The sequence below is a fragment of the Allorhizobium pseudoryzae genome (assembly GCF_011046245.1).
In the GTDB taxonomy this organism is placed as follows: Bacteria; Pseudomonadota; Alphaproteobacteria; order Rhizobiales; family Rhizobiaceae; genus Neorhizobium; species Neorhizobium pseudoryzae.
Genome location: NZ_CP049244.1, coordinates 720,024 through 744,010 on the forward strand (window position 1 = coordinate 720,024; position 23,987 = coordinate 744,010).

Annotated in this window: 21 protein-coding genes; 10 read left to right on the plus strand and 11 right to left on the minus strand. The window is 63.0% G+C overall.

Features of this window, described 5'->3' with window-relative positions:
- Positions 1-7 precede the first annotated feature (7 nt).
- Both G6N78_RS22205 and G6N78_RS22210 read left to right on the plus strand, forming a co-directional pair.
- Positions 8-1,033 carry a Gfo/Idh/MocA family protein gene (locus G6N78_RS22205; protein ID WP_165224028.1) on the plus strand — a complete coding sequence of 342 codons (1,026 nt, stop codon included), beginning with the start codon at positions 8-10 and terminating at the stop codon, positions 1,031-1,033.
- Complete coding sequence (locus tag G6N78_RS22210) at positions 1,026-2,105, plus strand: Gfo/Idh/MocA family protein (RefSeq protein ID WP_165224031.1); 1,080 nt, start codon at positions 1,026-1,028, stop codon at positions 2,103-2,105. Before G6N78_RS22205 ends, G6N78_RS22210 begins: the two co-directional genes overlap by 8 nt.
- 5 nt (positions 2,106-2,110) lie before the next feature.
- Here G6N78_RS22210 and G6N78_RS22215 read toward each other — a convergent pair whose 3' ends face one another.
- The 7 genes from G6N78_RS22215 to G6N78_RS22245 all read right to left on the minus strand — a co-directional run bounded on the left by G6N78_RS22215 (position 2,111) and on the right by G6N78_RS22245 (position 9,377).
- Complete coding sequence (locus G6N78_RS22215) at positions 2,111-3,490, minus strand: FGGY-family carbohydrate kinase (protein ID WP_165224034.1); 1,380 nt, start codon at positions 3,488-3,490, stop codon at positions 2,111-2,113.
- On the minus strand, positions 3,487-3,807 hold the full coding sequence (rhaM, locus tag G6N78_RS22220) for an L-rhamnose mutarotase (RefSeq protein WP_165224037.1): 321 nt from the start codon (positions 3,805-3,807) through the stop codon (positions 3,487-3,489). Before rhaM ends, G6N78_RS22215 begins: the two co-directional genes overlap by 4 nt.
- Positions 3,804-4,814 carry an ABC transporter permease gene (locus G6N78_RS22225; RefSeq protein WP_165224040.1) on the minus strand — a complete coding sequence of 337 codons (1,011 nt, stop codon included), beginning with the start codon at positions 4,812-4,814 and terminating at the stop codon, positions 3,804-3,806. Before G6N78_RS22225 ends, rhaM begins: the two co-directional genes overlap by 4 nt.
- Positions 4,811-5,800 carry an ABC transporter permease gene (locus G6N78_RS22230; protein WP_165224043.1) on the minus strand — a complete coding sequence of 330 codons (990 nt, stop codon included), beginning with the start codon at positions 5,798-5,800 and terminating at the stop codon, positions 4,811-4,813. The genes G6N78_RS22225 and G6N78_RS22230 overlap by 4 nt, the downstream gene beginning before the upstream one ends.
- A gap of 9 nt (positions 5,801-5,809) precedes the next feature.
- Positions 5,810-7,342 carry a sugar ABC transporter ATP-binding protein gene (locus tag G6N78_RS22235; RefSeq protein WP_165224046.1) on the minus strand — a complete coding sequence of 511 codons (1,533 nt, stop codon included), beginning with the start codon at positions 7,340-7,342 and terminating at the stop codon, positions 5,810-5,812.
- A 162-nt stretch (positions 7,343-7,504) separates the two neighbouring features.
- On the minus strand, positions 7,505-8,509 hold the full coding sequence (rhaS, locus tag G6N78_RS22240; protein WP_165224049.1) for a rhamnose ABC transporter substrate-binding protein: 1,005 nt from the start codon (positions 8,507-8,509) through the stop codon (positions 7,505-7,507).
- A gap of 55 nt (positions 8,510-8,564) precedes the next feature.
- Positions 8,565-9,377 carry a DeoR/GlpR family DNA-binding transcription regulator gene (locus G6N78_RS22245; RefSeq protein ID WP_165224052.1) on the minus strand — a complete coding sequence of 271 codons (813 nt, stop codon included), beginning with the start codon at positions 9,375-9,377 and terminating at the stop codon, positions 8,565-8,567.
- Positions 9,378-9,579: 202 nt separating this feature from the next.
- Between G6N78_RS22245 and G6N78_RS22250 the strand changes: the two genes are divergently transcribed.
- Together G6N78_RS22250 and rhaI are read left to right on the plus strand one after the other, a co-directional pair.
- Positions 9,580-11,676, plus strand: a complete 2,097-nt coding sequence (locus G6N78_RS22250; RefSeq protein ID WP_165224055.1) for a bifunctional rhamnulose-1-phosphate aldolase/short-chain dehydrogenase — start codon at positions 9,580-9,582, stop codon at positions 11,674-11,676.
- 175 nt (positions 11,677-11,851) lie between these two features.
- Positions 11,852-13,144: an L-rhamnose catabolism isomerase gene (rhaI, locus tag G6N78_RS22255; protein WP_165224058.1), complete on the plus strand. Its 1,293-nt coding sequence runs from the start codon at positions 11,852-11,854 to the stop codon at positions 13,142-13,144.
- A gap of 48 nt (positions 13,145-13,192) precedes the next feature.
- Here the strand turns inward: rhaI and G6N78_RS22260 are convergent, their stop codons facing one another.
- The 4 genes from G6N78_RS22260 to G6N78_RS22275 form a co-directional block, all read right to left on the minus strand.
- Positions 13,193-13,351: a YqaE/Pmp3 family membrane protein gene (locus G6N78_RS22260; RefSeq protein WP_165224061.1), complete on the minus strand. Its 159-nt coding sequence runs from the start codon at positions 13,349-13,351 to the stop codon at positions 13,193-13,195.
- Positions 13,352-13,475: 124 nt separating this feature from the next.
- The gene (locus G6N78_RS22265; protein ID WP_206531671.1) at positions 13,476-13,988 is read right to left on the minus strand and encodes a DUF1003 domain-containing protein; all 513 of its coding nucleotides are present in this window, start codon (positions 13,986-13,988) and stop codon (positions 13,476-13,478) included.
- Between the two features lie 135 nt (positions 13,989-14,123).
- Positions 14,124-15,158: a Gfo/Idh/MocA family protein gene (locus G6N78_RS22270; RefSeq protein WP_165224067.1), complete on the minus strand. Its 1,035-nt coding sequence runs from the start codon at positions 15,156-15,158 to the stop codon at positions 14,124-14,126.
- Positions 15,155-16,141, minus strand: coding sequence for an MDR/zinc-dependent alcohol dehydrogenase-like family protein (locus G6N78_RS22275; protein ID WP_165224070.1), 987 nt, complete (start codon positions 16,139-16,141; stop codon positions 15,155-15,157). The genes G6N78_RS22270 and G6N78_RS22275 overlap by 4 nt, the downstream gene beginning before the upstream one ends.
- Positions 16,142-16,404: 263 nt before the next feature.
- Between G6N78_RS22275 and G6N78_RS22280 the strand changes: the two genes are divergently transcribed.
- The 6 genes from G6N78_RS22280 to G6N78_RS22305 are packed head-to-tail and all read left to right on the plus strand — an operon-like array spanning position 16,405 to position 23,974.
- Positions 16,405-17,514: an NAD-dependent epimerase/dehydratase family protein gene (locus G6N78_RS22280; RefSeq protein ID WP_165224073.1), complete on the plus strand. Its 1,110-nt coding sequence runs from the start codon at positions 16,405-16,407 to the stop codon at positions 17,512-17,514.
- A complete protein-coding gene (locus G6N78_RS22285) occupies positions 17,511-19,541 on the plus strand; it encodes an NAD-dependent epimerase/dehydratase family protein (RefSeq protein WP_165224075.1) in 2,031 nt (676 codons plus the stop codon). The genes G6N78_RS22280 and G6N78_RS22285 overlap by 4 nt, the downstream gene beginning before the upstream one ends.
- Positions 19,538-20,650, plus strand: coding sequence for a glycosyltransferase family 4 protein (locus G6N78_RS22290; RefSeq protein ID WP_234906014.1), 1,113 nt, complete (start codon positions 19,538-19,540; stop codon positions 20,648-20,650). Before G6N78_RS22285 ends, G6N78_RS22290 begins: the two co-directional genes overlap by 4 nt.
- Positions 20,647-21,771: a CgeB family protein gene (locus G6N78_RS22295; RefSeq protein WP_165224078.1), complete on the plus strand. Its 1,125-nt coding sequence runs from the start codon at positions 20,647-20,649 to the stop codon at positions 21,769-21,771. The genes G6N78_RS22290 and G6N78_RS22295 overlap by 4 nt, the downstream gene beginning before the upstream one ends.
- Complete coding sequence (locus G6N78_RS22300; protein WP_165224081.1) at positions 21,768-22,856, plus strand: CgeB family protein; 1,089 nt, start codon at positions 21,768-21,770, stop codon at positions 22,854-22,856. The genes G6N78_RS22295 and G6N78_RS22300 overlap by 4 nt, the downstream gene beginning before the upstream one ends.
- Positions 22,853-23,974, plus strand: a complete 1,122-nt coding sequence (locus tag G6N78_RS22305; protein WP_165224084.1) for a CgeB family protein — start codon at positions 22,853-22,855, stop codon at positions 23,972-23,974. Before G6N78_RS22300 ends, G6N78_RS22305 begins: the two co-directional genes overlap by 4 nt.
- The last annotated feature ends 13 nt before the right edge of the window (positions 23,975-23,987 follow it).

The window sequence follows — 23,987 nt, forward strand, 5'->3', positions numbered from 1 at the left end:
GGACGACATGGCCTTCCCCCTGCGCTTCGGCATCATCGGCATCGATCACAACCACATCCTCGGCATGGCCCGCGGCATGCGGGAGGCGGGTGCGGAACTTGTCGGCTGGACGACGAGTGCGGCCACGCCGCTGAAGATGCTGCAGGATTTCGGCGAGGCCTTTCCCGAGGCGCCGATGCTGGAAGAGGCGGCGCTGCTGGAAGACGAGAGCATCCAGCTGATCCTGACCGCGGCCATCAACAGCGAGCGGGCGGATATCGCCCTGAAGGCCATGCGGCACGGCAAGGATGTGCTTGTCGACAAGCCCGGCTGCACGACGCATCGGCAGCTGGAGGACCTGCGCACCTGCGCGCACGAGACCGGTCGGCGCTGGATTGTCTCCTTCTCCGAACGGGTCTCGGTCGAGAGCGCGACGCTTGCCGACCGGCTGATTGCGGAGGGACGGATCGGCACGGTGGTGCAGACCGTGGGGCTCGGCCCGCACCGGCTGAATGCGCCGCTACGGCCCGCCTGGTTCTGGGACAGGGACAAGACCGGCGGCATCCTCACCGATATCTGCGCCCACCAGTTCGACCAGTTCCTGCATTTTACCGGCTCGACCGAAGCCCGCATCCTCTCCGCCCGCATCGACAATGTCGCCAATCCAGACCGGCCGGATTTTCAGGATTTCGGCGAGGTGCTGCTGGAGGGAAATAGAGGCCGCGGGTATGCCCGCGTCGACTGGCTGACGCCCGACGGCCTGCCGACCTGGGGCGATGGCCGCATGACCATTCTCGGAACGGACGGTTACCTCGAACTGCGCAAATACATCGATCTCGCAGGGGAGCCCGGCAAGGATCATGTCTTCCTCGCCGACAGGGCCGGTGTCCAGCGGTTCCAGGCCAGCGGCGAAGGCACGCCGTTCTTCAACCGGCTCGCCGCCGATATCGAGAACCACACGGAGACCGCGATGACGCAGGCGCATGCCTTCCTCGCCACGAAGCTCGCGCTTGATGCGCAAGTGCTTGCGGAAGAGGCCGAGATCCATGGCTGAGCGCGTTCGGGTCGCCGTGATCGGCGCCGGCATCGGTCGTGCGCATGTCATCGGCTACAATCAGTTGCCGGAGGCCTTCCAGGTGGCCGCCGTCTGCGACCTCAATGCGGAGCGCGCTGCCGCCGCAGCAGCCCTTGCTCCCGGCGCCCGGGTGGTGACCGATCTACAGGAAATCTTCGCCGATCCGAGCATCCCGCTCATCGATATCTGCCTGCCGCCCAGGCTGCATGCGCCCGTCACACTGGCGGCACTCAAGGCCGGCAAGCATGTGATCTGCGAAAAGCCGCTCGCCGGTTCGCTGGCGGAGGTCGATGAGATCATCGCCACGGCGCAGGCGCAGGATCGCCGCGTGTTTCCGGTGTTCCAGTATCGCTATGGCACGAGCTACCGCGCCGCCGATGCCCTGAAGCGTGCAGGATTGCTCGGCAGACCGTTGGTTCTGTCGATCGAGACGCACTGGCAGCGTGGCGCCGATTATTATGCCGAAGCCTGGCGCGGCACCTGGGCCGGCGAACTCGGCGGCGTCATCGTCAGCCATGCCAGCCATCTGCACAATCTGGCGACGCATCTGGTTGGCGATGTGGTGGAGGTCGCCGCCTTCCTCGACACCCGCGTCAACCCCATCGAGACGGAGGATTGCGCGGCGATCAATATGCGAACCGCGGAAGGTGCCCTCGTCACCTCCTCGCTGACGCTGGGTTCCGCCGGAAATCTCTCGCGCTTCCGTGCCTGCTTCGAAGGCGCGACGATCGCCTCCAGCGACGAACCTTACGAGGTGTGTTCCGCCCCTTGGCGTTTCACCGCGGCTGATCCGGCCCGTCAAGCGGAGATCGACGCGGTGGTGGCCGACACGCCACCCGTTCCACCCCGTTTTCCCGGCTTCTTCGCCGATGTGCATCGGGCTTGGTGCGGCGAACCGGATCTCTACCTCCCGACGCTGGCAGAGGCACGCCACTCAGCCGAACTCATCACCGCCTGCTATGCCTCCGCCCGCACGGGCCGGATCATTCGCCTGCCGCTTGGGCAAGATAATGCGCTTTACGACGGCTGGAGACCGGTGGCACCGGCCTGAGGCTCTTAGCGCGATGCCAGAACCTTTTTCCAGCGCTGGGCATAGGCCTGAATTGCTTCTCTGTCCGGATAGTCGGAGATCGTACGGGACGGGCTTGAGAGAGAGACCCCGGCCAACAGCCCGGCGCCCTGGCTGGTGCCGGTGGAACCGCTGACCGCCATCACGGGCCGGCCCAACAGACCCTGCAGCACCTCCAGATAAACCTCATTGGACGCGAAGGGGCCTTCGACAAGAACCGGGCCCTTCGCGCCGATCAGGTCAAGGCATGTCTGCGTCATCAGCGCCAGATAGAGGCAGGCGGCCGCCCACCGTTCCGCAACGCTGGCCGTTTCCGCGTCGAACCACGCGCTTTTCAGGCCCGGATAGGGGCCGGAACCGCTAGCAAGATTGGGTGTGAGCATGATGAAGCGGGTAAGCACCGCCGGCAGTGCGGCGCGTGCCGCCTCCTGATCCAGCCCCCCGATCTCCGCCGTCAGCAGCTCGAATTCGCGCCCGCCCATGAACCGGGACGAGGGCACCGCACGGCCATAGGCATCGACATTGGCCAGCGTGTCCCGCGCCGGATCGAGATGGTCGAGGTCACCGCCGACGGCAAAGTTGATCACCCAGGTGCCGGTGGAGACCACGGCAAACGGCGCTTCGCGCCCCACCAGATGCGGCAGCAGCGACGCGTTGGAATCGTGGATTCCGCAAGAGACGGGAACCGGTGTGTTCAGACCCAGCTCGGTCGCCAGATCCGGCCGGACTGGTCCCAGCACATCGAAGGCGGAGCGGACGGGCGCCATCTTCTCACGGATGCCGAGCCTGTCCACCAGTGACGAGAACACCCCCTCCCCCGGCAGCCAGAGATCCGTATGGCAGCCGAGCGAGGTGGCCTCGTTGGCCGCAATGCCCGTCAGCCGGTAGGCCCAGTATTGCGGATAGGTGAGGATAGTGTGCACCCGCGCGAACGCAGCCGCAAACGCGGTCTTCTGGAAATGGATCTGGGCGCCGAGATTGAGGCCCCCGGACAAGGCAGGCGAAAACGTCTCGGCAAAGGCAGGCCGCAGCCCCGCATAGGCGGCGTGGATCTCCGCCGGGTATTCATGTTCATAATCCAAAACCGGCAACGCCAGATCACCCGCTTCATCCAGCAGCACGCCGGAGGCACCGTGGGTGGTGATGGAGATGGCATCGAAGCCGGGCGCAGTATTAAGCTCGCGCAGGGCAGTGCACAGAAAATCCCACAACCCGTCGATGTCATAATGCGGATAGGGATCACCGGCGATCACGGTGTTCGGGCGGCGGCGCACATCGAGCTCTTCGCCGGTGGCGCAATCGAGCACCAGCACCTTGGCATTGGTCTTGCCGATATCGAGAACGGCAATGCGCTTTGCCATGCTCATGGCAGATAGAAGACCGGCACGAGATCGACCGCGACCGGCGAGTTGTCGGGGTTCGTTTCCATGATATCCGCCATATGCGCCCACCAGCGCTTCATCACCGGATGTTCGGGCAGGCTTGCCATGCCGTGGTCCCTCGGTCGTGTCAGCACGCCGAACAGGATGTTCGTTTCCGGGTCGAGGTGGATCGAATAATCGCTGATGCCGGCCTGAGCGAGCAGCTCCACCAGGTCCGGCCAGATCTCGTCGTGCCGCTTTTTGTATTCGGCCTGCATGCCGGGGTTCAGCTTCATCTTGAAGGCGTATTTTTCGAGCGTCATGACTTGGAAGCCTGCTTGATGCGGCGCGCCAGAATGGGCAGCGCAATGGTAATGATGAGAAGAAGCCCGACGAAGATCGACATGACGATGCCCGGCACGTTCAACAGACCCAGCCCGAAGGTGACGAGGCCCATGACGAAGGCGGCGATGACGACGCCGGCAATCGTGCCCGCCCCGCCAAGGATCGAGACGCCGCCCAGCACCACCATGGTGACCACTTCCAGTTCCCAGCCTTGTGCAATGGAGGGCCGCGTGGAGCCGAGCCGCGAGGTGAGGCAGACGGCCGCGATGCCGCTCATCAGGCCCGTCAGCAGGAACAGGATGAACTTCACCCGCTCCACCGGCACGCCGGAAAAGCGCGCGGCAAACTCATTGTTGCCGATCACATAGACCTGGCGGCCGAAATTCGTGGCGTGCAGCAGCACGGCGAAAACCGCAGCACAGAGCAGGAAGAGACCGAACTCGAAGGAAAAGACCCAGAAAAGATAGCCCTGGCCGAAATAGGCGAAGCTTTCCGGGTAAGATCCATAGGCCTTGTCGCCCAGCACCAGATAGGAAATGCCGCGAAACAGGCTCATCGTACCGATGGTGACAACGATGGACGGCAGTTTCAGCACCGAGACCAGGGCGCCGTTGAACGCACCGCACAGCAGGCCGACACCAAGCCCGATGGCAACCAGCCCGGGAGTGTCGACTCCGGCCTGCGCCGCGGCGCCCATGGCAGTGGAAGCGAGTGCGATGATCGCGGCCACCGAGAGGTCGATCTCGCCGGCGATGATCAGAAGCGCCATGGCAAAGGCGATCATCGCTTTTTCTGTAAAGTTGAACGTCGCGTCCGACAGGTTCCACGCGTCGAGGAAATAGGGCGAGGCAAAGGAATTGGCGATGAAGATCAGTACCGCCACAGCAAACAGCAGCACTTCCCAGCTGGACAGGATCCGGCTGACAGGCGTGCCGAGCCGGTCGGGGATCACACGGCGGCTGGAGGATGGGTTCACGTCGCTCATGCCGGCACCTCAGCGTTTGCCCGATCGCGCAGGATGATACGGCCTTTCTTCGCCTCCGCGCGGGCGTTGAAGACGACGGCGAGAATGATGACGACACCGGAGATCGCCATCTGCGCAAAGGGCGAAATGCCGATCACCGGCAATGCGTTCTTGATGACGCCGAGGAACAGTGAGCCCAGCACGGCACCGGCCACGGAGCCGATGCCACCGGCAATCGAAATGCCGCCGATCACGCAGGCCGCGACACTGTCCAGCTCGAAACCGGCGGCGATATCCACATAGGCGACCGCATAACGTGACACCCAGAGATAGCTGCAGAGCCCCGCCATGGCCCCGGACAGCACGAAGGCGAAAAAGCGGGTGCGGCCGATATCGATGCCGGCATAGACGGCTGCCGTCGGATTGCCGCCTGAGGCATAGGCCGAACGACCGAAGGGCGTACGGGTGAGCAGAAAGCCCATGGAGAGTACAACGAGAATGGCGACCCAGGAGAGGATGGGCAGGCCGAGAACCACCGTGCGCGGCACGTTCAGGAAGGTCGGTGTCATCTGGTGCGCATTCACCCAACCGCCGCCGGACAACACGAAAGCCATGCCGCGATAGATGGTGAGCGTGCCGAGCGTCACGACGATCGGCGGGATCTGCAGGATCCAGACGAGAAAGCCGTTGATGGCCCCGAGAGTGGCCCCGATGCCGAGCGCCATGACGATGAGGACGACAAGCGGAAGATCCGGAAAGGCCGCATTGGTCATGGCGACCGCCATGCCGGTGAAGGCAAGATTGGCGGCCACTGAAAGGTCGATGGATTTCGTCAGGATGACCGTCATCTGCGCCAGCGCCAGGATGATGAGGATCGACGTATCGTTGAAGATGTTGACGAGGTTGCCGGGTTCGGCAAAGCCGTCTGCGCGCGTTGCAAAGCCGGCGATCATCAGAATGATGATGCCGGACAACAGCAGTTCGCGGCTTTTGAGAAGTTTCGTCATCACGCACCCTCACGCATTGCCGGTCGCGGCGCGCACCAGCACTTCCGCCGTGGCCTGTGACCGATCGTAAAGGCCTGCCATCAGCCCCTCGCGCATCACCATGATCCGGTCCGACATGCCGAGCACTTCCGGCAGTTCGGACGAGACCATGATGATCGACAGGCCCTGGGAGGCAAGTTCGGAAATGAAGCCGTGCACTGCAGCCTTCGAGCCGATGTCGATGCCCTTGGTCGGCTCGTCGAGGATGATCACCTTCGGCTGGGTGGCGAGCCACTTGCCGATCACCACCTTCTGCTGGTTGCCACCGGAGAGCGTGCCGACCGGCACGGACAAGGCGGCGGCGCGCAGATCCAGCCGCTCGGCATATTGCCGCGCCAGCTTCAGCTCGTTCGCCGCCTTCAGGAAACCGGAACGCGAGGTTTTTGCGAGCGATGGCAGCGACATGTTCTGGTAGATCGGCATGGGCAGCGCCAGCCCGTGGCGCCCTCGCTCCTCCGGCACATAGACGATGCCGGCCGCAATCGCATCCTGCGCCGAGCGGATCTCAACCGTTTTGCCTTCCAGCGTGAGGCGCCCCGAGGACGGGCGCGTGATGCCGAACAGAGACTGGCAAAGCTCGGAGCGACCGGCACCGATCAGCCCGTAGACGCCGAGGATTTCGCCGCGTTTCAGGTCGAACGAGATATCGCGGAATTCGGTGGGGTGGCTGTAGCCCATGACAGACAGGACCGTGTCACCGATTTCGACCGAGATCTTCGGAAACACATCATGCACGTCGCGACCGACCATCATGCGGACGATCTCGCCTTGAGGCGTTTCCTTCAGGCGACCATGCCCCACCGCCTTGCCATCACGGAAGACGGCGAAGTTTTCGGCGATTTCATAGAGTTCGTCGAACTTGTGGCTGATGAAGAGGATCGCCTTGTCCTGCCGCTTCAGCCCTTCGACGATGCGGAAGAGATCGTCGATCTCCTTGCGAGACAGCGCCGCCGTCGGCTCGTCCATGATGACGATACGGGCCTCCACCGACAGCGCCCGGGCGATCGCCACCAGATGCCGCTGGGCAATCGACAGGTCCTTCAGCCGGATCGTCGGGTCGATTTCGCTTTCCAACTGATGGAGCAGTTCACGCGAACGCGTGTTGATGGTGCGCCAGTCGATGGTGCCGATCCGCGTCTTTGGCGCATGGCCGAGGAAGATGTTTTCCCCCACCGTCAGCTCGTCAAACAGCACGGTTTCCTGGTGGATGGCCGTCACGCCGGCATCGATGGCGGCCTGGGCACTGGTAAAGTGGACCGGCGTTCCGTCGAGCAGGATCTCGCCTTCACTCGGGCGGTAGATGCCGGTGAGGATCTTGACCAGCGTCGACTTGCCCGCACCATTCTCACCGATGAGCGCCGTCACCTGCCCCGGATAGAGGCTGATGGACACCTGATCCAGCGCCTTCACACCCGGAAAAATCTGGCTAATGCCGCGCATCTCCAGGATCGGAGCCTCGGCGGCCAGCGGTCGGGTATGGGTCATCGGCGCGACAGCATTCATTGTTGATTTCACCCAAAGACCCCTCCCCAACCCCTCCCCACAAGGGGGAGGGGCTCACCTGCCTCACCCTCGCGGCATCACACTGAGCGATGCCACAAGAGGTCTCCCCCCTTGTGGGGGAGATGGCCGGCAGGCCAGAGGGGGAATTTCACAACGTACGGATCAGAAGATCTTCGAGAACTGGTCGATGTTCGACGCGTTGTAGACGAAGGGATCGGCCATCGCGGCTTCGCCATTCTCGCCGATCTTGATCGAGCCCATGCGGCCGGCCTTCACCTCGGTGCCGGGCTTGCCCGTCGCATCACCCTTGACGAGGTGATAGGCGATCTGCGTGGCCGAATAGCCGAGGTCGATCGGGTTCCATATGGCGAATTCCTTCGTCGCGCCCGACTTGATCGCGCCCGCCATTTCAGACGGAAGGCCGAGGCCCGTGACATACACCTGACCGATCTTGCCGGCATCCTTCACCGCCTGGGATGCAGCCAGAACGCCAACCGTTGTCGGGGCCACGATGACCTTCACATTCGGCTGCGATTTCAGAAGGCCCTGCGCTTCGCGGTAGCTTTTGTCGGCCAGATCGTCACCATAGACGGTCGTGGCGAGGTTGAGGCCGGGGAAATCCTTCAGCTGCTTCTTCATTTCCGCGATCCAGGTGTTCTGGTTCGTGGAGGTGGTGGTGGCAGACAGGATCGCGAAGTCTCCCTTGCCGTCCGGCAGATGGTTCTTGGCGAGCGTCAGGCACATCTTGCCGATCAACTCATTGGAAGACGGGTTGAGGTGCATGATGCGGCCGGCGGGCGCCACGCCGGAATCCCAGGAAATTACCTTGATGCCGCGCTGCGCGGCCTTCTTCAGGGCCGGCACGACCGCATCCGGATCGTTGGCGGAGATGGCGATGGCGTCCACCCCTTGCGCGATCAGCGAATTGATCACCTCGATCTGGCCTTCCGCCGTGGTGGTGGTCGGGCCGGTATAGATGATCTGCACGCCGCCAAGGTCCTTGGCCGCCTCTTCGGCGCCCTTGTTGGCGGCTTCGAAGAAGCCGTTGCCGAGCGATTTCACCACCAGCGCGATCTTCATATCCGCGGCGGATGCCAGGCCGGCCATCGAGACCGATGCGGCCAGCGCCAGCGCTGCTGCACCCAAATGACGTCTTGTCAGTTTCATGTTTCACTCCTCCCAAAGTAAAAGACTGTTTTCTCCTTCCCCGGCCGCGTCTCTTTCACGCGACGGAGGAAGCCTCCTCCTTGACCGGTGCCGCCATCGGCTTCACCGTCAGAACCTTCACGCCCGCCCCCTCCAGCATGGCGACCGCCTCCTCCGAGACGCCATCATCGGTGATGATGGTCGAGACATTGTCGAGCGGGCAGAGGATCATGCTTGAGCGGCGATTGAACTTGCTCGAATCGACCATCACGATCAGTTCGTCCGCCTGGCGCATGAGGCGCTGCTCGCTCTGGATGACCAGCGCATCCGGCTCCATCACGCCATGGGACGAAATGCCCTGCGCGCCGATGAACATGCGCCGCGCATAGAAATTGCGGATCGCATCATTTTCGAAGGGCGACAGGATCAGGCTCTGATCGCGATAGATCGCGCCACCCGGCACCGAGACCGTGCATTTCGACTGCTTCACCAGATGCTCGGCAATGGCGAAGGAATTCGTCATCACCTGCAGCCGGCGCGCCGACATGAAATGCACCATCTGGAACGTCGTCGTGCCGCCATTGATGATGACGGAATCGCCTTCCTCGCAGAGTTCCACCGCGGCGCGCGCAATTGCGCGCTTCTTGTCGATATTGACTGATTCCGACACCCGGAACGGGCGCGCCGCCAGATGGCCCTGCTGCGGTGGATGCACGGCTTCCGCCCCACCGCGCACGCGGCGCAGCTTTCCCTGCACATGAAGAGCGGCAATATCCCGCCGGATCGTCGCCTCGGATGCCTCGGTCAACTCGGCAATATCCTGCACCGTCACCACAGGCTTTTCCTGGATGGCGCTCAAGATGATGCGATGTCGCTCACGTTCGTGCATGGGGTCCTCCTGACGTTGATTTATTCTTAAGGTTTTGATCCTGTCAATCAAAAACGATCAGAAAAGATTATACTGCAGCGCACAATGGACGTTATTGATCGTTTATGATTGACAAGCGGCATCGGCATGCGCGATATCCTGCTTCCAGAGGAAATGCTTCACGCTGAACGTGAAGCGCACATATACCTGGGAGGACTGTTCCATGTCGGGTCAACCCCGCCTTCTCAAAAACCGTTGGGATGACGCCTATGCCGAAAAGCTCGATGAGCCCGGCAAGCTGCTTTATCGCTCCAATTTGCTGGGCGCCGACAAGCGCATTACCAATTACGGCGGCGGCAACACCTCTGCGAAGGTTATGGAAACCGACCCCCTGACCGGCCAGAAGGTTCAGGTGCTCTGGGTCAAGGGCTCCGGCGGCGATGTCGGGACCATCAAGCTGGATGGTTTCGCCACGCTTTACCAGGACAAGCTGGAAGCTCTGAAAGGCATCTATCAGGGTGTCCACGATGAAGACCGCATGGTCGGTTTCCTGCCGCATTGTACATTCAACCTCAACCCCCGCGCCGCCTCCATCGATACGCCGCTGCATGGTTTCGTGCCCTTCACGCATGTCGATCACATGCACCCGGACGCGATCATTGCGATTGCCGCCTCGAAGAATTCGAAGGAACTCACGCAACAGATCTTCGGCTCCGAAATCGGCTGGCTGCCCTGGCGCCGCCCAGGCTTTCAGCTCGGTCTCGATCTCGAAGCCTTCGTCAAGGCCAACCCGACGGCCAAGGGCGTGGTGCTGGAAAGCCACGGCCTGTTCACCTGGGCCAATGACGCCAAGGACTGCTACGAACTGACGCTTGCCATCATCAACAAGGCGATCGAGTGGTTCGCCAAGGAGACAGAAGGCAAGACAGTTTTCGGCGGTGCAGCGACTGAGAGCCTGCCTTCCGACCAGCGTCGGGCCATTGCAGCCAAACTGATGCCGGAAATCCGTGGCCGTATCGGCAAGGCAGAGCGCAAGCTGGGTGATTTCGACGATCAGGATGCCGTGCTCGACTTCGTCAATTCGAAGAACCTGAAGCCGCTCGGCGCGCTCGGCACCTCCTGCCCGGACCATTTCCTGCGCACCAAGATCCGTCCACTGATCCTCGATTTCGATCCGGCCAAGCCGGACGTGGATGCGGCGATCGCGGGGCTCGACAAGGCGCTCGAAGACTATCGCACGGACTACACCCGCTACTACGAGACCTGTAAACACGACAATTCACCGAAAATGCGCGATCCGAACCCGGTCATCTTCCTGGTGCCGGGTGTCGGCATGTTTTCCTTTGCCAAGGACAAGGCCACGGCCCGCATCGCAGGCGAATTCTACGTCAACGCCATCAACGTGATGCGCGGCGCCTCGACGGTTTCCGAGTATCAAGGCCTTCCCGAACAGGAAGCCTTCGATATCGAATACTGGCTGCTGGAAGAGGCAAAGCTGCAGCGCATGCCGAAGCCGAAGAGCCTCGCCGGCCGCGTCGCCTTCGTCACCGGCGGCGCCGGCGGCATTGGTCGGGCGACAGCCGAACGGTTGATGGCGGAAGGTGCCTGCGTGGTGCTGGCGGATATCGATGCGGACGCGCTGGACGCGGTGAAGAGCGATTTCGTCAAGCGTTACACCAGCGATGCTGTCCGCGCCGTGCCACTGGATGTGACGAAGGAAGATGCGGTGAACTCCGCCTTTGCAGAGGCTTGCGTGGAATTCGGCGGCGTGGACATTCTCGTGTCGAACGCCGGCATCGCCTCTTCCGCACCGGTGGAAGAGACAACGCTTGCCATGTGGGACAAGAACATCAGCATTCTCGCCACCGGCTATTTCCTCGTGTCACGCGAAGCCTTCCGGCTGTTCCGCCGCCAGAACCTTGGCGGCAACGTGGTCTTCGTGGCATCCAAGAACGGACTTGCTTCGTCTCCCAATGCCTCCGCCTACTGCACCGCGAAGGCTGCCGAAATCCATCTCGCCCGCTGCCTGGCGCTGGAAGGTGCAGACGCCGGTATCCGCGTCAACACGGTGAACCCGGATGCGGTGCTGCGCGGTTCGAAAATCTGGAATGGCGAGTGGCGCGAACAACGGGCCGCTTCTTCGAAGATCGAAGTGACCGATCTGGAAGAGCATTATCGCAAGCGTTCGATGCTGAAGCTGAACGTCTTCCCAGAAGATATCGCCGAAGCCATCTACTTCCTCGCCTCGGATCTTTCGGCAAAGTCGACGGGCAATATCATTAACGTGGATGCCGGCAACGCTCAGAGTTTTACGCGGTAAAACCGTTGCTGGGGCAGCTTGCCCCTCACCCTAGCCCTCTCCCCGCGCGCGGGGAGAGGGGACGACTCACGCAACGCTGGAATGCGCCGGAAGCGGTGCGGCATATCCCTTCTCCCCGTAAGCGGGGAGAAGGTGGCGGCAGCCGGATGAGGGGCTGCATCCTCGGGAGGAACCAATGACAGACTTGAAGATCGCAAGCGATGTAATCGCCGCCGAGAATGAGAAGCGCGCAGCCGCCCAGCGGGCAGACTATGCAGCGCTCGGCGAAAAGCTCGCCCGCAGCCACATCAATATCGATGCCATTGCGCAGAAGGTGGCGGAGTTCTTCGTCGCCGTGCCCTCCTGGGGTGTCGGCACCGGCGGAACCCGCTTTGCCCGCTTTCCAGGGCTTGGCGAACCCCGCCACATCTTCGACAAGCTGGAGGATTGCAGCGTCATCCACCAGTTGACGCGGGCCACCCCCACCGTTTCGCTGCATATTCCGTGGGACAAGGCGGACCCGAAGGAGTTGAAGGCAAAGGGTGATTCGCTCGGCTTACGCTTCGATGCGATGAACTCCAACACCTTTTCGGACACGACCGATCAGGCACATTCCTACAAATACGGATCGCTCTCCCATGTGGACGCTGCCACCCGTGCCCAGGCCGTGGAGCACAATCTCGAATGCATCGAGATCGGCAAAGCAATCGGCTCCAAGGCGCTGACGGTCTGGATCGGCGACGGCTCCAACTTCCCCGGCCAGTCGAATTTCACCCGGCAGTTCGAGCGGTATCTTGAGTCCATGCGCGCCATCTACACTGCGTTGCCGGATGACTGGCGGCTGTTCTCCGAGCACAAGATGTATGAGCCGGCCTTCTATTCGACGGTCGTGCAGGACTGGGGCACGAACTATCTGATCGCACAGACGCTCGGCGACAAGGCCTTCTGCCTCGTCGATCTCGGCCACCATGCGCCGAACACGAACATCGAGATGATCGTCGCCCGGCTCATCCAGTTCGGCAAGCTCGGCGGCTTCCACTTCAACGATTCGAAATACGGCGATGACGACCTGGATGCCGGCTCGGTCGAACCCTACCGGCTGTTCCTTGTCTTCAACGAGTTGGTGGATGCCGAGCATCGCGGCGTAAAAGGCTTCCATCCGGCCCACATGATCGACCAGAGCCACAATGTGACGGACCCGATCGAGAGCCTGATGTCGTCCGCCAACGAAATCCGCCGCGCCTATGCCCAGGCGCTTCTGGTAGACCGCGCGGCCCTGGAAGGCTTCCAGAACGACAATGACGCGCTGATGGCGACCGAGACGCTGAAGCGCGCCTATCGCACCGATGTGGAGACCATTCTGGCGGAAGCCCGCCTGAAGGCTGGCGGCGCGATCGATCCCGTCGCGACCTACCGCGCCAGCGGCTACCGGGCGCAGGTGGCAGCCGAGCGTCCGGCCGTCAAGGGCGGCTCCGGCGGCATCGTGTAGGTGTCATGCCTCCGGCCATGAGAAACATGGCCGGAGGCATCGCGCGCACTACTTCTTCACGATCACCCAGATCGCGTGGATGATGCCGGGGATATAGCCAAACAGCGTTAGCAGGATGTTCAGCCAGAAATGCAGGCCGATGCCGACCTGGAGAAACACACCGACCGGCGGCAGCAGAATGGCAAACAGAATGCGGATAACGTCCACGACAAACCTCTCTTGAGTGACCAATGTCGCCGCAACAACGCTGGCGAACCCGACTTGGTTCAACGGAGAGGCCAAGTGGAGAGGCAATTGTGGCAAAACAAGCCACTGGCGCGGCCGATCCCGCTCAGTTTTCGGATTGTAGAAGGCTTTCCCCGCGCTCTTCGATGCGCTCCATCACGCGCTCCGGCTGCACATCGCGCTTCAGCTCCTCAATTTCATCGTCCACCTGCGTGCGTACATCGAGTTTGTGCGCGAGTTCCGAGACCAGTGCAATGAGGCGCGTGGTCTCGTGTTCGTGCAAGAGCGAGATCTGCAGGTTGAGGTCCGCCCGTTTATCATCCGCCGCCGCCATCCGATTCTGGCTAATGAGGACGAAGGTGGAGAGGAAGATCGCTTCGACCGAGGCAATCATCGCCAGCACCACGAGCGATGGGTCGAAGGGCCGCAGGATCGGCAAAATCCCCGTATTGACGGCAATCCAGGCCCCGAAGAAGACGAGATGCAGGTAGACGAAGACCATGCTGCCGGCAAAGCGGGTGATGGCATCCGCTACGCGCTCTTGCAGGCCGGATTTTGCCAGGTCGTGCTTGGTGCGATCGACCAGCGCATCGATATTGCGGTCAAGCGTGCGGGTCATCGCGTCACCGCCCGCGGTCTGCGGGCGGTGTGAAAGGTCGGGGTGAACGCGGGGGGATTTCGGTGTGGTCAAGGGTTGGACTCTGTTCTTCTGCATCCAAACCGCCACCAGGCCCTCCGGTTCCGCAAGATCCGCTTATGTCCGATGCCGACCATAGATCCGGTCGAGAATGCTGGCGACATCGACCAGCCGGTCCGCCTCGGGGTCATACCCTGCGCCTTCCGACAGCCTGCGTGCCCAGTCCGCGGCGGCGCGCCCGCCCCAGTCGTCCGGCGGCCCCACAAGATGCTCACGGCTTGTGCCTTTCAGCCATTCGGCCTCGAAGTCGTAGAAGGAGCCGTTGACATTGGAGAGCCGTGCACCGCCTTCCGTTCCATAAAAGGCCGCGGAGATGACGGCCTCCTGGCCCGCCGGCAGGCGCCAGGAACAGGCAAGGCGTATGTTGGTGCCGTTTTCGAGATCGATGGTCGCAATCGCATAGTCCTCGATGCGATCGCTGTCGCCGGAGATCGGACGACCGCCGCTCATCAGCCGGCTCGCCACGTTGGAGACCGCCGGAAACCCGAGCGACCAGAGCGCCGCATCGACCAGATGCACGCCGAGATCGATCACGCAGCCACCGCCGGACAGCGCCTTGTCGTAGAACCACGGCTTGTCCGGCCCATAGGCGTTATGAAAGACCAGATCAGCGGCAAACACGGTTCCGAGAGAGCCGGAGCGGATCAAGTCGCGGATCTGGCGCATGCCCTCGGTGAACCGGTAGGACAGATCGATCGATAGCAGGCGATCCACTTTACGCGCAGCGTCCACCACCGCCTGTACCTCCTGCTCGGTCCGCCCGAGCGGCTTCTGGCAGAAGACGGCGCGTCCGCTCGACAGGACCCGGATGGATTCCTCCGCATGCTGGGCGCTCGGCGTGGCAATCACCACCCCATCGAGGTCCTCGCGCAGCAGCGCGTCCAGGCCATCCACCGCCCGCGCGTCGGGAGAAAGCTCCAACGCGGCGGCCAGCATGTCCGGGTTCGGATCGGCAACCGCGACCGCCTGCGCCACGCCCGTTTCCAGCACCGCCTTCATGCGATGCCTGCCAATCCAGCCGACACCGAGAAACCCGAGGCGAACGGGGCGGGTGGACTGTGAAAGATCATCGGTTGTCAGCATCTGGTTCATCGGGAAACCACCATGGCCTTGAGGAAACCGTCGGGGCGGTCTCGCGTTGCGTTCAGTGCCTCGTCCAGTTTCTCCAGCGGATAGCTGTGCGTGTAGAGGCTTGACGGATCGAGGCGACCGTCGGCGACGGCCGCCACCGCCTGCCGCATCCCTTCCATGTAAATGTCCGGATCGCGTTCATGGGCGTTGATCACATCAATGCCGCGCCAGTTCCAGAGCTGCATATTGATCTGCCGCGGCCCATCCTGGTGATAGCCGGCGACGATCAGGCGGCCGCGCTCACGCGTCAGTTCCGCCGCAAGGTCAAGCGGCCACTGTTTGCCGACGGCTTCTATCACCCGATCACAGAAACGCCCCTCCGTCAGCGACTTCACCTGTTCGATGATCCTCCAGTGATCGTCCATTTCGATGACGTGTTCTGCCCCCATGCGGGCTGCGACGTCCAAAGAAAAGGGCCGGCGCGAGATGGCAATCACACGGGCGCCGGCTTTCGCGGCAAGCTGCGTGAGCAGCGCTCCCAGAAAACCAATGCCGATAATGGCAACCGTCTGGCCAGCGTGGATGTCGGCACGGCGGAAAATGTTCATCGCGCAGCCGAGCGGCTCTCCGGGAAAGGGCTGCCCGTTCAGCGCGTCCGGCAGTTTGACGACGGCTGAGGCATCCGCAATGTCATGGCTGGCATAGGCATGGTAGCTGAGTGCCGCCACCCGGTCGCCGATGTCGAGCCCGCTGACACCCTCGCCAATGCCATCGATGAAGCCCCAGCCTTCATGGCCAAGACCGCCCGGCTCCGTCGGGAACTCCATCCAGTCGGGGCCGGACCAGGGCGTGAGGTTGGAGGCGCAGACGCCGCAGCCTTCCAGTCTTAGTCTCACCTGCCCCGGTCCGGGCTCGGGGCGGGGAACCGCACGCATCTCGATCTTGCCGGCGCCGACCACGACTGCCGCGCGCATGGTTGCTGTTGTCTGAGAAAGCCTGTCCATCCCTGTCTCTTCGTCTCCATTTTCCGGTCCCCGACCCTGCCGCGAGCTGACGGCACGCGGGTTTGCGGGATGGCTAACAGAGAAGGAGCGGCAGAGTTCCTGAAGAAGATGACACTGTTGATGTCATTGCCGGAGAAGGGCGAGGCCCGTCGGCCCTACCCCTTTCGTACATCACGCGAAATTCCGGCTGGAACTATTGCTGCTGCTGCTTGTTCGCCGACCGAACGCTTCATCATCAACCCTCTCATGGTCAGGCAGAACTCGTGTCTCAGAAGGTACTCATTACAGGCGGTTGCGGTTTCATCGGCCGCTACGTTACGCAAGAACTCCTCTCCTGCGGCTATCAGGTCCGCATCCTCGACGCGCTGATCGATCAGGTGCATGGCGATGCCGGCCCAACGATCCCGGACGGTGTCGAGTTCATCCAGGGCGATGTCTGCGACAAGGCAAAGGTAGGGGAGGCCCTGAAGGGTGTCGAATCCGTGCTGCATCTTGCCGCCGAAGTGGGTGTCGGCCAGTCGATGTATGAAATCGCCCGGTATGTTGGAGGAAACGATCTCGGCACGGCCGTTCTCTTGGAAGCGATGATCGGCCTGCCGATCAAGCGCATCGTCGTTGCCTCTTCCATGAGCGTCTACGGCGAAGGGCTTTATACTGGCGCGGATGGCCGTCGTTTTGGCCAGGTACGGCGCAAGGCCGCCCAGATCAAGGCCGGCGAATGGGAGGCGAAAGGCCCGAGCGGCGAAACGCTGACGCCCGCACCGACTGACGAGGAAAAGCCGGTCGATCTCGCCTCCATCTACGCCCTGACCAAGTACATGCAGGAGCGCGCCGTCCTCATTTACGGCGAGGCCTATGGCGTCGATGCGGTAGCCCTTCGCCTGTTCAACGTCTTTGGACCGGGGCAAGCCTTGTCCAATCCCTACACCGGGGTGCTCGCCAATTTTGCCTCCCGCATTGCCAATGGCCAGTCGCCGATGATCTTCGAAGATGGTCAGCAGCGGCGCGACTTCGTGCATGTGCGTGATGTGGCGCGCGCCTTCCGGCTGGCTCTCGAAAAGCCGCGCGTCAACGGTCATGTCGTCAATATCGGCAGCGGCCAGTCCTATTCCGTGGCCGAGGTTGCGAGCCTTCTCGCCGAGGCGATGGATGCGCCGCATTTGCAGCCGGAGATCCTGCACAAGGCACGATCCGGCGACATCCGCAACTGCTTCTCCGACATTTCGAAGGCGCGTGAACTTTTAGGCTTCGAACCGGAACACCGGCTGGAACAGACGCTGGGCGAGTTGGCCGCCTGGGTGCGCACCGCCGGCGCGATCGATCGCGGCGCCGAAATGAAACGCCAGTTGGAAGAGCGGGGATTGGTATCATGAACCCATCCGCAACGTCCCTTGCCGGGCGGCCGTTCGGGTTTGTGGAATGGTTCCGCCCCGGCGAATACGAGCGCACCGAACGTCTTCTGCCGGGTATCCTGAAAAGTGGCGCAAGCTCGCTGCGCACGCATCTGTCCTGGGCAGAATATCTGGCACCGGGCGGAGAGGCCTGGTTCGACTGGCTGATCCCGAAGCTGGGCGCCGAGATCGACCTCCTGCCCTGCATCCATTACACGCCCCCCTCCCTGTCGCGTACGGGACGCGCCAATGGCGCGCCGCAGGTTCTGAAGGATTATGCGGATTTCGTCGATCACGTGCTGACCCGCTACGGCCGGCATTTCCGCCATATCGAATTGTGGAACGAACCCAACAACCTGCTCGACTGGGATTGGCGCGAGGACGCGGATTTCCAGCTGTTCTGCGAGATGGTCGGCGGGGCCGCCTACTGGGCGAAACAGCGCGGCTGGAACCCGGTTCTCGGCGGCCCCTGCCCTTTCGATCCGATGTGGCTCGACCTGATGGGCGAACGCGGTGTGCTCAGCGTCGTTGATGCCGTCGGCTTTCACGGCTTTCCCGGCACCTGGGATAGCGAGGAGGGAAGCTGGGGCGGCTGGGACATGCATCTGGGCGAAATGCGCCAGATCCTCAACCGCCACAACCCGGATGCCGAAATCTGGATCACCGAGACCGGCTACTCCACCTGGCGCAATGATGAGATGGAGCAGGCGCGCCGTTTCATGAAGGCGCTGCAGGTGCCGGCGGACCGCCTCTACTGGTACTCCTTCGCCGACGTGCCGCCGGATGTCGCCGTGCAGGAAGGGCTCTGGTTTGATCCGCGCCATTACCATCTCGGCGCCGTTACTCACGAAAACCAGCCGAAGCTGCTGGCCCGGCTTCTGATGGAAGGCGGCATCGAGCGGCTGCGCGACGTGACAAGGCTCGCCGCACCGCATGTCGGCACCGGCGCCGCCCCGATCGTGATTACCGGCGGCAGCGGCTTCATCGGCTCCAATCTGGCGGAGAGTTTTCTGAGCCAGGGCGAGGATGTCATCGTCCTCGACAATCTCGGCCGGCCGGGCGTCGATCAGAACCTCGCATGGCTGACGGAAAGGCATGGAGACCGCGTCCATCCCGTGCTGGCCGATGTGCGCGACCTGCGCGGCATCGAGGCGGCGTTCAGCGATGCTAAGGCCGTCTTTCATCTGGCGGCCCAGACCGCTGTCACCACCAGCCTGGTTTCACCGCTTGATGATTTCGAGGCCAATGCGCGCGGCACGATCAACGTGCTGGAGTCCGTCCGCAAGGCGGGCCGCAAGGCGCCGGTGATCTTTGCCAGCACCAACAAGGTCTATGGCGCCTTGGAAGACCTGGAGATGCTGCCGATGGACGATCGCTACGTGCCGGCAGATCCGGCAGTGCGCGATTTCGGCATCGGCGAAGACCGGCCGCTCGATTTCTGCACGCCCTATGGCTGCTCCAAGGGTGTGGCCGACCAGTATGTGCTGGATTACGCCAAATCCTTCGATATCCCGACCGCCGTGCTGCGCATGAGCTGCATCTACGGGCCGCGCCAGTTCGGCACGGAGGATCAGGGCTGGGTGGCGCATTTCCTCATCCGCGCCCTGTCCGGCCAGCCGATCTCCATCTACGGCGACGGCAAGCAGGTGCGCGACATCCTGCATGTGGATGATGCAGTCGCTGCCTATCGCGCCGTGCATGCCGGCATCGGGCAGGTGCGCGGCGAGGTGTTCAACCTTGGCGGCGGGCCCCAGAATTCCGTCAGCATCCTTCTGGTGCTGCGCGAAATCGAACGGTTGACCGGGCGCCCGCTGGACATCGAGTTCGGCGACTGGCGGGCGGGCGACCAGTTCTTCTTCGTGGCGGATACCCGCAGGCTCGAGAACCGTCTGGGTTGGCAGGCCCGTGTGCGCTGGAAGAGCGGCCTTTCCCACCTGGCAGACTGGCTGGCCGAACACCGGTTCCGGGGCGCTCATCCGATGCGCGACAGGCTGAGGGTCACCGCATGACACGGCTGCCTGTGCCACGACGAATCCTGATGACGGTCGATGCGGTGGGCGGAGTCTGGCGGTACGCCATGGATCTTGCCCGCGGTCTCTCGGCCGCCGGTATCACCACGGTCTTTGCCGGGTTCGGCCCCGAACCCGACGACGCCAAACGGCGGGAGGCCGAGGCACTCGGCAAACTCGTCTGGCTGACGGCACCGCTGGACTGGATGGCGCAGAGTGAACGGGATCTGTGCGAGGTCGGTCCCCAGATCGCGGCCCTTGCAGCGCGCGAAGGCGTCGATCTGCTGCATCTCAACCTTCCCTCGCAAGCCGTCGATCTTGTCGTGGAAAGGCCCGTCGTCACCGTTTCGCATTCCTGCGTCGTCACCTGGTTTTCCGCCGTCCGCGGCCATTCCGTGCCGGAGCCCTGGGCATGGCAGGAACGCGTCAACGCCGAAGGTTTGAGGCGTTCAGATGCCGTGGTCGTTCCGAGCGGCTCGCACGCCGACATGATCACCCGGTCCTATGACGTCATGCTGCAGCTTTCGGTGGTCTACAACGCAACGCGCCTGCCGGCGGAGACCCCGCGCAAGGAACCCTTCGTGTTTGCCGCCGGGCGCTGGTGGGATGACGGCAAGAATGGCCGGGCGCTAGACGAGGCGGCGGAACATACCCATTGGCCCATTCTGATGGCAGGACCGACGCGGGGCCCGAGCGGGCAGCAGGTTGCGCTGCTGGCGGCGAAAAGCAAAGGCGAGCTGAGCCACAGCGATACGATGAACCATCTGGTCAAGGCGGCCATTTTCGTGTCGCCGTCGATCTACGAACCCTTCGGCCTTGCGGCCCTGGAAGCCGCGCGGCTGGGCGCGGCACTGGTGCTCTCCGACATTCCGACCTACCGCGAGCTCTGGCAGGACGCTGCACTGTTTGTCGATCCGCATGACCCTAGGGCCATTGCCGATGCCATCAACCGGCTCAGCCACGACAGTGCCTTGCGCCTTGCACTGTCGACCCGGTCGCAGGCTGTCTCCAGCGCCTTCACCCTGGAACGGCAAGTGAATGACATGACGCGCATCTATCAGCGCGCCCTCGCCCGCCAGTCTCTTCACGCAGTTGCGGAGTCCTCATGAAGTTTGTGTTCTATACCCATTCCCTGGTCTCCGACTGGAACCACGGCAATGCCCATTTTCTGCGCGGCGTGATGCGGGATCTGATCCGCCGCGGCCACGAGGCTGTGGCCCTGGAACCGGTGGATGCCTGGTCGCGGCAGAACCTGGTCAAGGACCAGGGCGAGGCCCCGATCGAGGCCTTCCGCCAGACATTCCCCGATCTCTCCTCCCGCACCTATGGCGAGGAGTTCGACCACGAACAGGCGCTATCCGATGCGGATGTGGTGATCGTCCACGAATGGACCGATCCCGCTCTCGTGGAGACGATCGGCACGATCCGCCGGCGCCTTGGCTTCACGCTCGTCTTTCACGATACCCACCACCGGGCGGTTTCCTCGGAAGAGGATATCGCCGGACTGACCCTCAAGGACTACGACCTGATCCTCGCTTTTGGCGAAACGCTGCGGCAGCGCTACCTCAAGGCCGGCTGGGGATCCCAGGTCTTTACCTGGCACGAGGCGGCGGACGATACGATCTTCCGGCCTTTCCCGGAGGTGGAGAAGGATCGCGATCTCATCTGGATCGGCAATTGGGGCGACGGCGAACGATCCGCCGAACTCGCAGAATTCCTGATCGAACCGGTGAAGGAACTTCAGCTGCAGGCAACCGTTAGAGGCGTCCGTTACCCTGAGGACGCTCTCGCCCAGTTGAAGGAGGCCGGCATCGAATACGCAGGCTGGATTGCCAATGCAGCCGCGCCCTTGGCTTTTGCCCGTCATCGCCTGACGGTGCATGTGCCGCGCCGCCCCTACGTGGAGACCCTGCCCGGCATCCCGACCATCCGCATGTTCGAAGCGCTCGCCTGCGGTATCCCCTTAATCTCCGCCCCTTGGGAAGATGTCGAACAACTATTCCGGCCGGAAGATTTCCTTTTCGTCCGCAATGGCCAGGAGATGCGGGAGGCAATGCGGGCGGTGCTCCACGACCCGGACCTTTCCAACGCGCTGACCGGCGCCGGGCTCGAAACCATCATGGCCCGCCACACCTGCCGGCACCGGGTGGACGAGCTTCTCGACATCCTCGGCAAACACGGTACCGCCCCAGTCAAACGCCAGATCACCTTTCCGGAGGCCGCAGAATGAAGATCGCCTTTTATGGTTCCAGCCTTGTCTCCGCCTACTGGAACGGCGCAGCCACCTATTATCGCGGCTTGCTGCGGGCGCTGGCGGCGAAGGGCTACGACATCACCTTCTACGAACCCGACGTCTACGACCGGCAGAAGAACCGCGACATCGACCCGCCGGACTGGGCTAAGGTCGTCGTCTACGACGGCACGGTGGAGGCGCTGAGGACGGTGACCCGCCAGGCTGCGGACGCCGATATCGTCGTCAAGGCGAGCGGCGTCGGCTTCGAGGACGACCTGCTGCTGACGGAGGTGCTGCGCCACGCTCGCCCGGGTGCCATGCGGATCTTCTGGGATGTCGATGCACCCGCCACGCTGGCCGAAATCCGCCGCGCACCGAGCCATGCTTTGCGCCGCGCGCTCGGCACGCTCGACATGGTGCTGACCTATGGCGGCGGCACCCCCGTCGTCTCGGCCTATAGAGCGCTCGGCGCCAAGGACTGCGTGCCGATCTACAACGCGCTCGATCCTGAGACGCATTTCCCGGTGCCGCCAGACCCGCGTTTTGTTGCCGATCTCGGTTTCCTCGGCAACCGCCTGCCGGACCGGGAAGCCCGTGTGGAGCATTTTTTCCTGGAGCCCGCAGCCGGCGTGCCGGACCAGCGTTTTCTGCTCGGTGGCTCCGGCTGGCAGGGCAAGTCGATGTCCGGCAACGTCCGCAGCATCGGCCACGTGCCGACGCGGGATCACAATGCTTTCAATGTGACGCCGAAGGCGGTCCTCAACATCTCGCGCGAAAGCATGGCCTCGAACGGCTTTTCGCCCGCCACGCGGGTGTTCGAAGCCGCCGGTGCCGGCGCCTGCCTGATTACCGACCATTGGGAGGGGATCGATCTTTTCCTGAAGCCGGACGAGGAAATCCTCGTTGCCCGAGACGGGCAGGACGTCGTGGAGATCATGGCCGGCCTGACACAGGCCCGCGCCGCCGAGATCGGTCGCCGGGCGCTTGCCCGCGTCACCTCCGAGCACACCTACACCCAACGCGCCGAGGATGCAGACCGCATCTTCAAACGCCACTTCGAAAGCCTTGAGGCTGCAGAATGACGAACAATCCGCTCAACATCGTGATCATCGGCCTGTCTCTGTCCTCCTCCTGGGGCAATGGCCACGCCACCACCTACCGGGCGCTCGTCCGCGGTCTATTTGCAGAAGGGCACGAGGTCCTGTTCCTGGAGCGGGATGTGCCCTGGTATGCCGCGAACCGCGACCTGGCAGAGCCGGATTTCTGCACGCTGGCCTATTATGACCGGATCGACGACCTGATCGGCACCTATGGCGATGCGATCCGTTACGCGGATGCCGTGATCATCGGTTCCTACGTTCCGGAAGGGGCCAAGGTGATCGACTCGGTGGCAGCATTGAACCCCAGCCGTTTCTGCTTCTACGACATCGATACACCTGTAACACTGGCAGCGCTCGCCCGCGGCGAGGACGAGTTTCTCAAGGCCAGCCAGATCGCCAGCTTCGACGCCTATTTCTCCTTCACCGGCGGCCCGATACTCACCCGTCTGGAGGAAGCCTACGGCGTGCCGCGGGCCTTGCCGCTCTATTGCGCCGTCGATGCCGACCGCTACAAACCGACCGGCGAGGCGCCCGTCTGGGATCTCGGTTATCTCGGCACCTATAGCCCGGACCGCCAGCCGACGCTGGAGCGCTTTCTCATCGAACCGGCGAGGCGGCTGCCGGATATGCGTTTCGTCGTCGCCGGCCCGCAATATCCAGAGACCATCGACTGGCCGGACAATGTGGAACGGATCGACCACCTGCCGCCGACCGAACACGCCTCGTTCTACAGCCGTCAGCGATTCACGCTGAATGTCACACGCGCCGACATGATCGCCGCCGGGTGGTCTCCCAGCGTGCGGCTGTTCGAGGCGGCCGCCTGCGGCAGCCCGATCATCAGCGACGAATGGCCGGGCCTCTCGGATCTCCTGCCGGATGGCGAGGCCATTCTGATTGCGCGGGATACGGAGGACGTCATCGCGGCGCTGACGGATCTCGACGAGGGCCGGCGCCTTGCAATCGCCGAGGCGGCCCGCACCCGTATTCTGGAGAGCCACACCGGAGAGGCGCGTGCCAGGCAACTGGTCAGTGATCTGCAGAGCCTGGCACCGCACGGCAACGCTGCGGGCGGACGGCTGCGTCAACGAGTTTCGGCATGAGGAGAGAGGATTT

Coding starts and splice junctions, on each gene's coding strand:
- G6N78_RS22300 (WP_165224081.1), top strand. CDS start 21,768: ATGAAGATCGCCTTTTATGGTTCCAGCCTTGTCTCCGCCTACTGGAAC.
- rhaI (WP_165224058.1), top strand. CDS start 11,852: ATGACAGACTTGAAGATCGCAAGCGATGTAATCGCCGCCGAGAATGAG.
- G6N78_RS22215 (WP_165224034.1), bottom strand. CDS start 3,490: ATGAGCATGGCAAAGCGCATTGCCGTTCTCGATATCGGCAAGACCAAT.
- G6N78_RS22205 (WP_165224028.1), top strand. CDS start 8: ATGGCCTTCCCCCTGCGCTTCGGCATCATCGGCATCGATCACAACCAC.
- G6N78_RS22265 (WP_206531671.1), bottom strand. CDS start 13,988: ATGACCCGCACGCTTGACCGCAATATCGATGCGCTGGTCGATCGCACC.
- G6N78_RS22245 (WP_165224052.1), bottom strand. CDS start 9,377: ATGCACGAACGTGAGCGACATCGCATCATCTTGAGCGCCATCCAGGAA.
- G6N78_RS22250 (WP_165224055.1), top strand. CDS start 9,580: ATGTCGGGTCAACCCCGCCTTCTCAAAAACCGTTGGGATGACGCCTAT.
- rhaS (WP_165224049.1), bottom strand. CDS start 8,509: ATGAAACTGACAAGACGTCATTTGGGTGCAGCAGCGCTGGCGCTGGCC.
- G6N78_RS22230 (WP_165224043.1), bottom strand. CDS start 5,800: ATGACGAAACTTCTCAAAAGCCGCGAACTGCTGTTGTCCGGCATCATC.
- G6N78_RS22290 (WP_234906014.1), top strand. CDS start 19,538: ATGACACGGCTGCCTGTGCCACGACGAATCCTGATGACGGTCGATGCG.
- G6N78_RS22210 (WP_165224031.1), top strand. CDS start 1,026: ATGGCTGAGCGCGTTCGGGTCGCCGTGATCGGCGCCGGCATCGGTCGT.
- G6N78_RS22270 (WP_165224067.1), bottom strand. CDS start 15,158: ATGAACCAGATGCTGACAACCGATGATCTTTCACAGTCCACCCGCCCC.
- G6N78_RS22275 (WP_165224070.1), bottom strand. CDS start 16,141: ATGGACAGGCTTTCTCAGACAACAGCAACCATGCGCGCGGCAGTCGTG.
- G6N78_RS22225 (WP_165224040.1), bottom strand. CDS start 4,814: ATGAGCGACGTGAACCCATCCTCCAGCCGCCGTGTGATCCCCGACCGG.
- G6N78_RS22235 (WP_165224046.1), bottom strand. CDS start 7,342: ATGAATGCTGTCGCGCCGATGACCCATACCCGACCGCTGGCCGCCGAG.
- rhaM (WP_165224037.1), bottom strand. CDS start 3,807: ATGACGCTCGAAAAATACGCCTTCAAGATGAAGCTGAACCCCGGCATG.
- G6N78_RS22305 (WP_165224084.1), top strand. CDS start 22,853: ATGACGAACAATCCGCTCAACATCGTGATCATCGGCCTGTCTCTGTCC.
- G6N78_RS22285 (WP_165224075.1), top strand. CDS start 17,511: ATGAACCCATCCGCAACGTCCCTTGCCGGGCGGCCGTTCGGGTTTGTG.
- G6N78_RS22295 (WP_165224078.1), top strand. CDS start 20,647: ATGAAGTTTGTGTTCTATACCCATTCCCTGGTCTCCGACTGGAACCAC.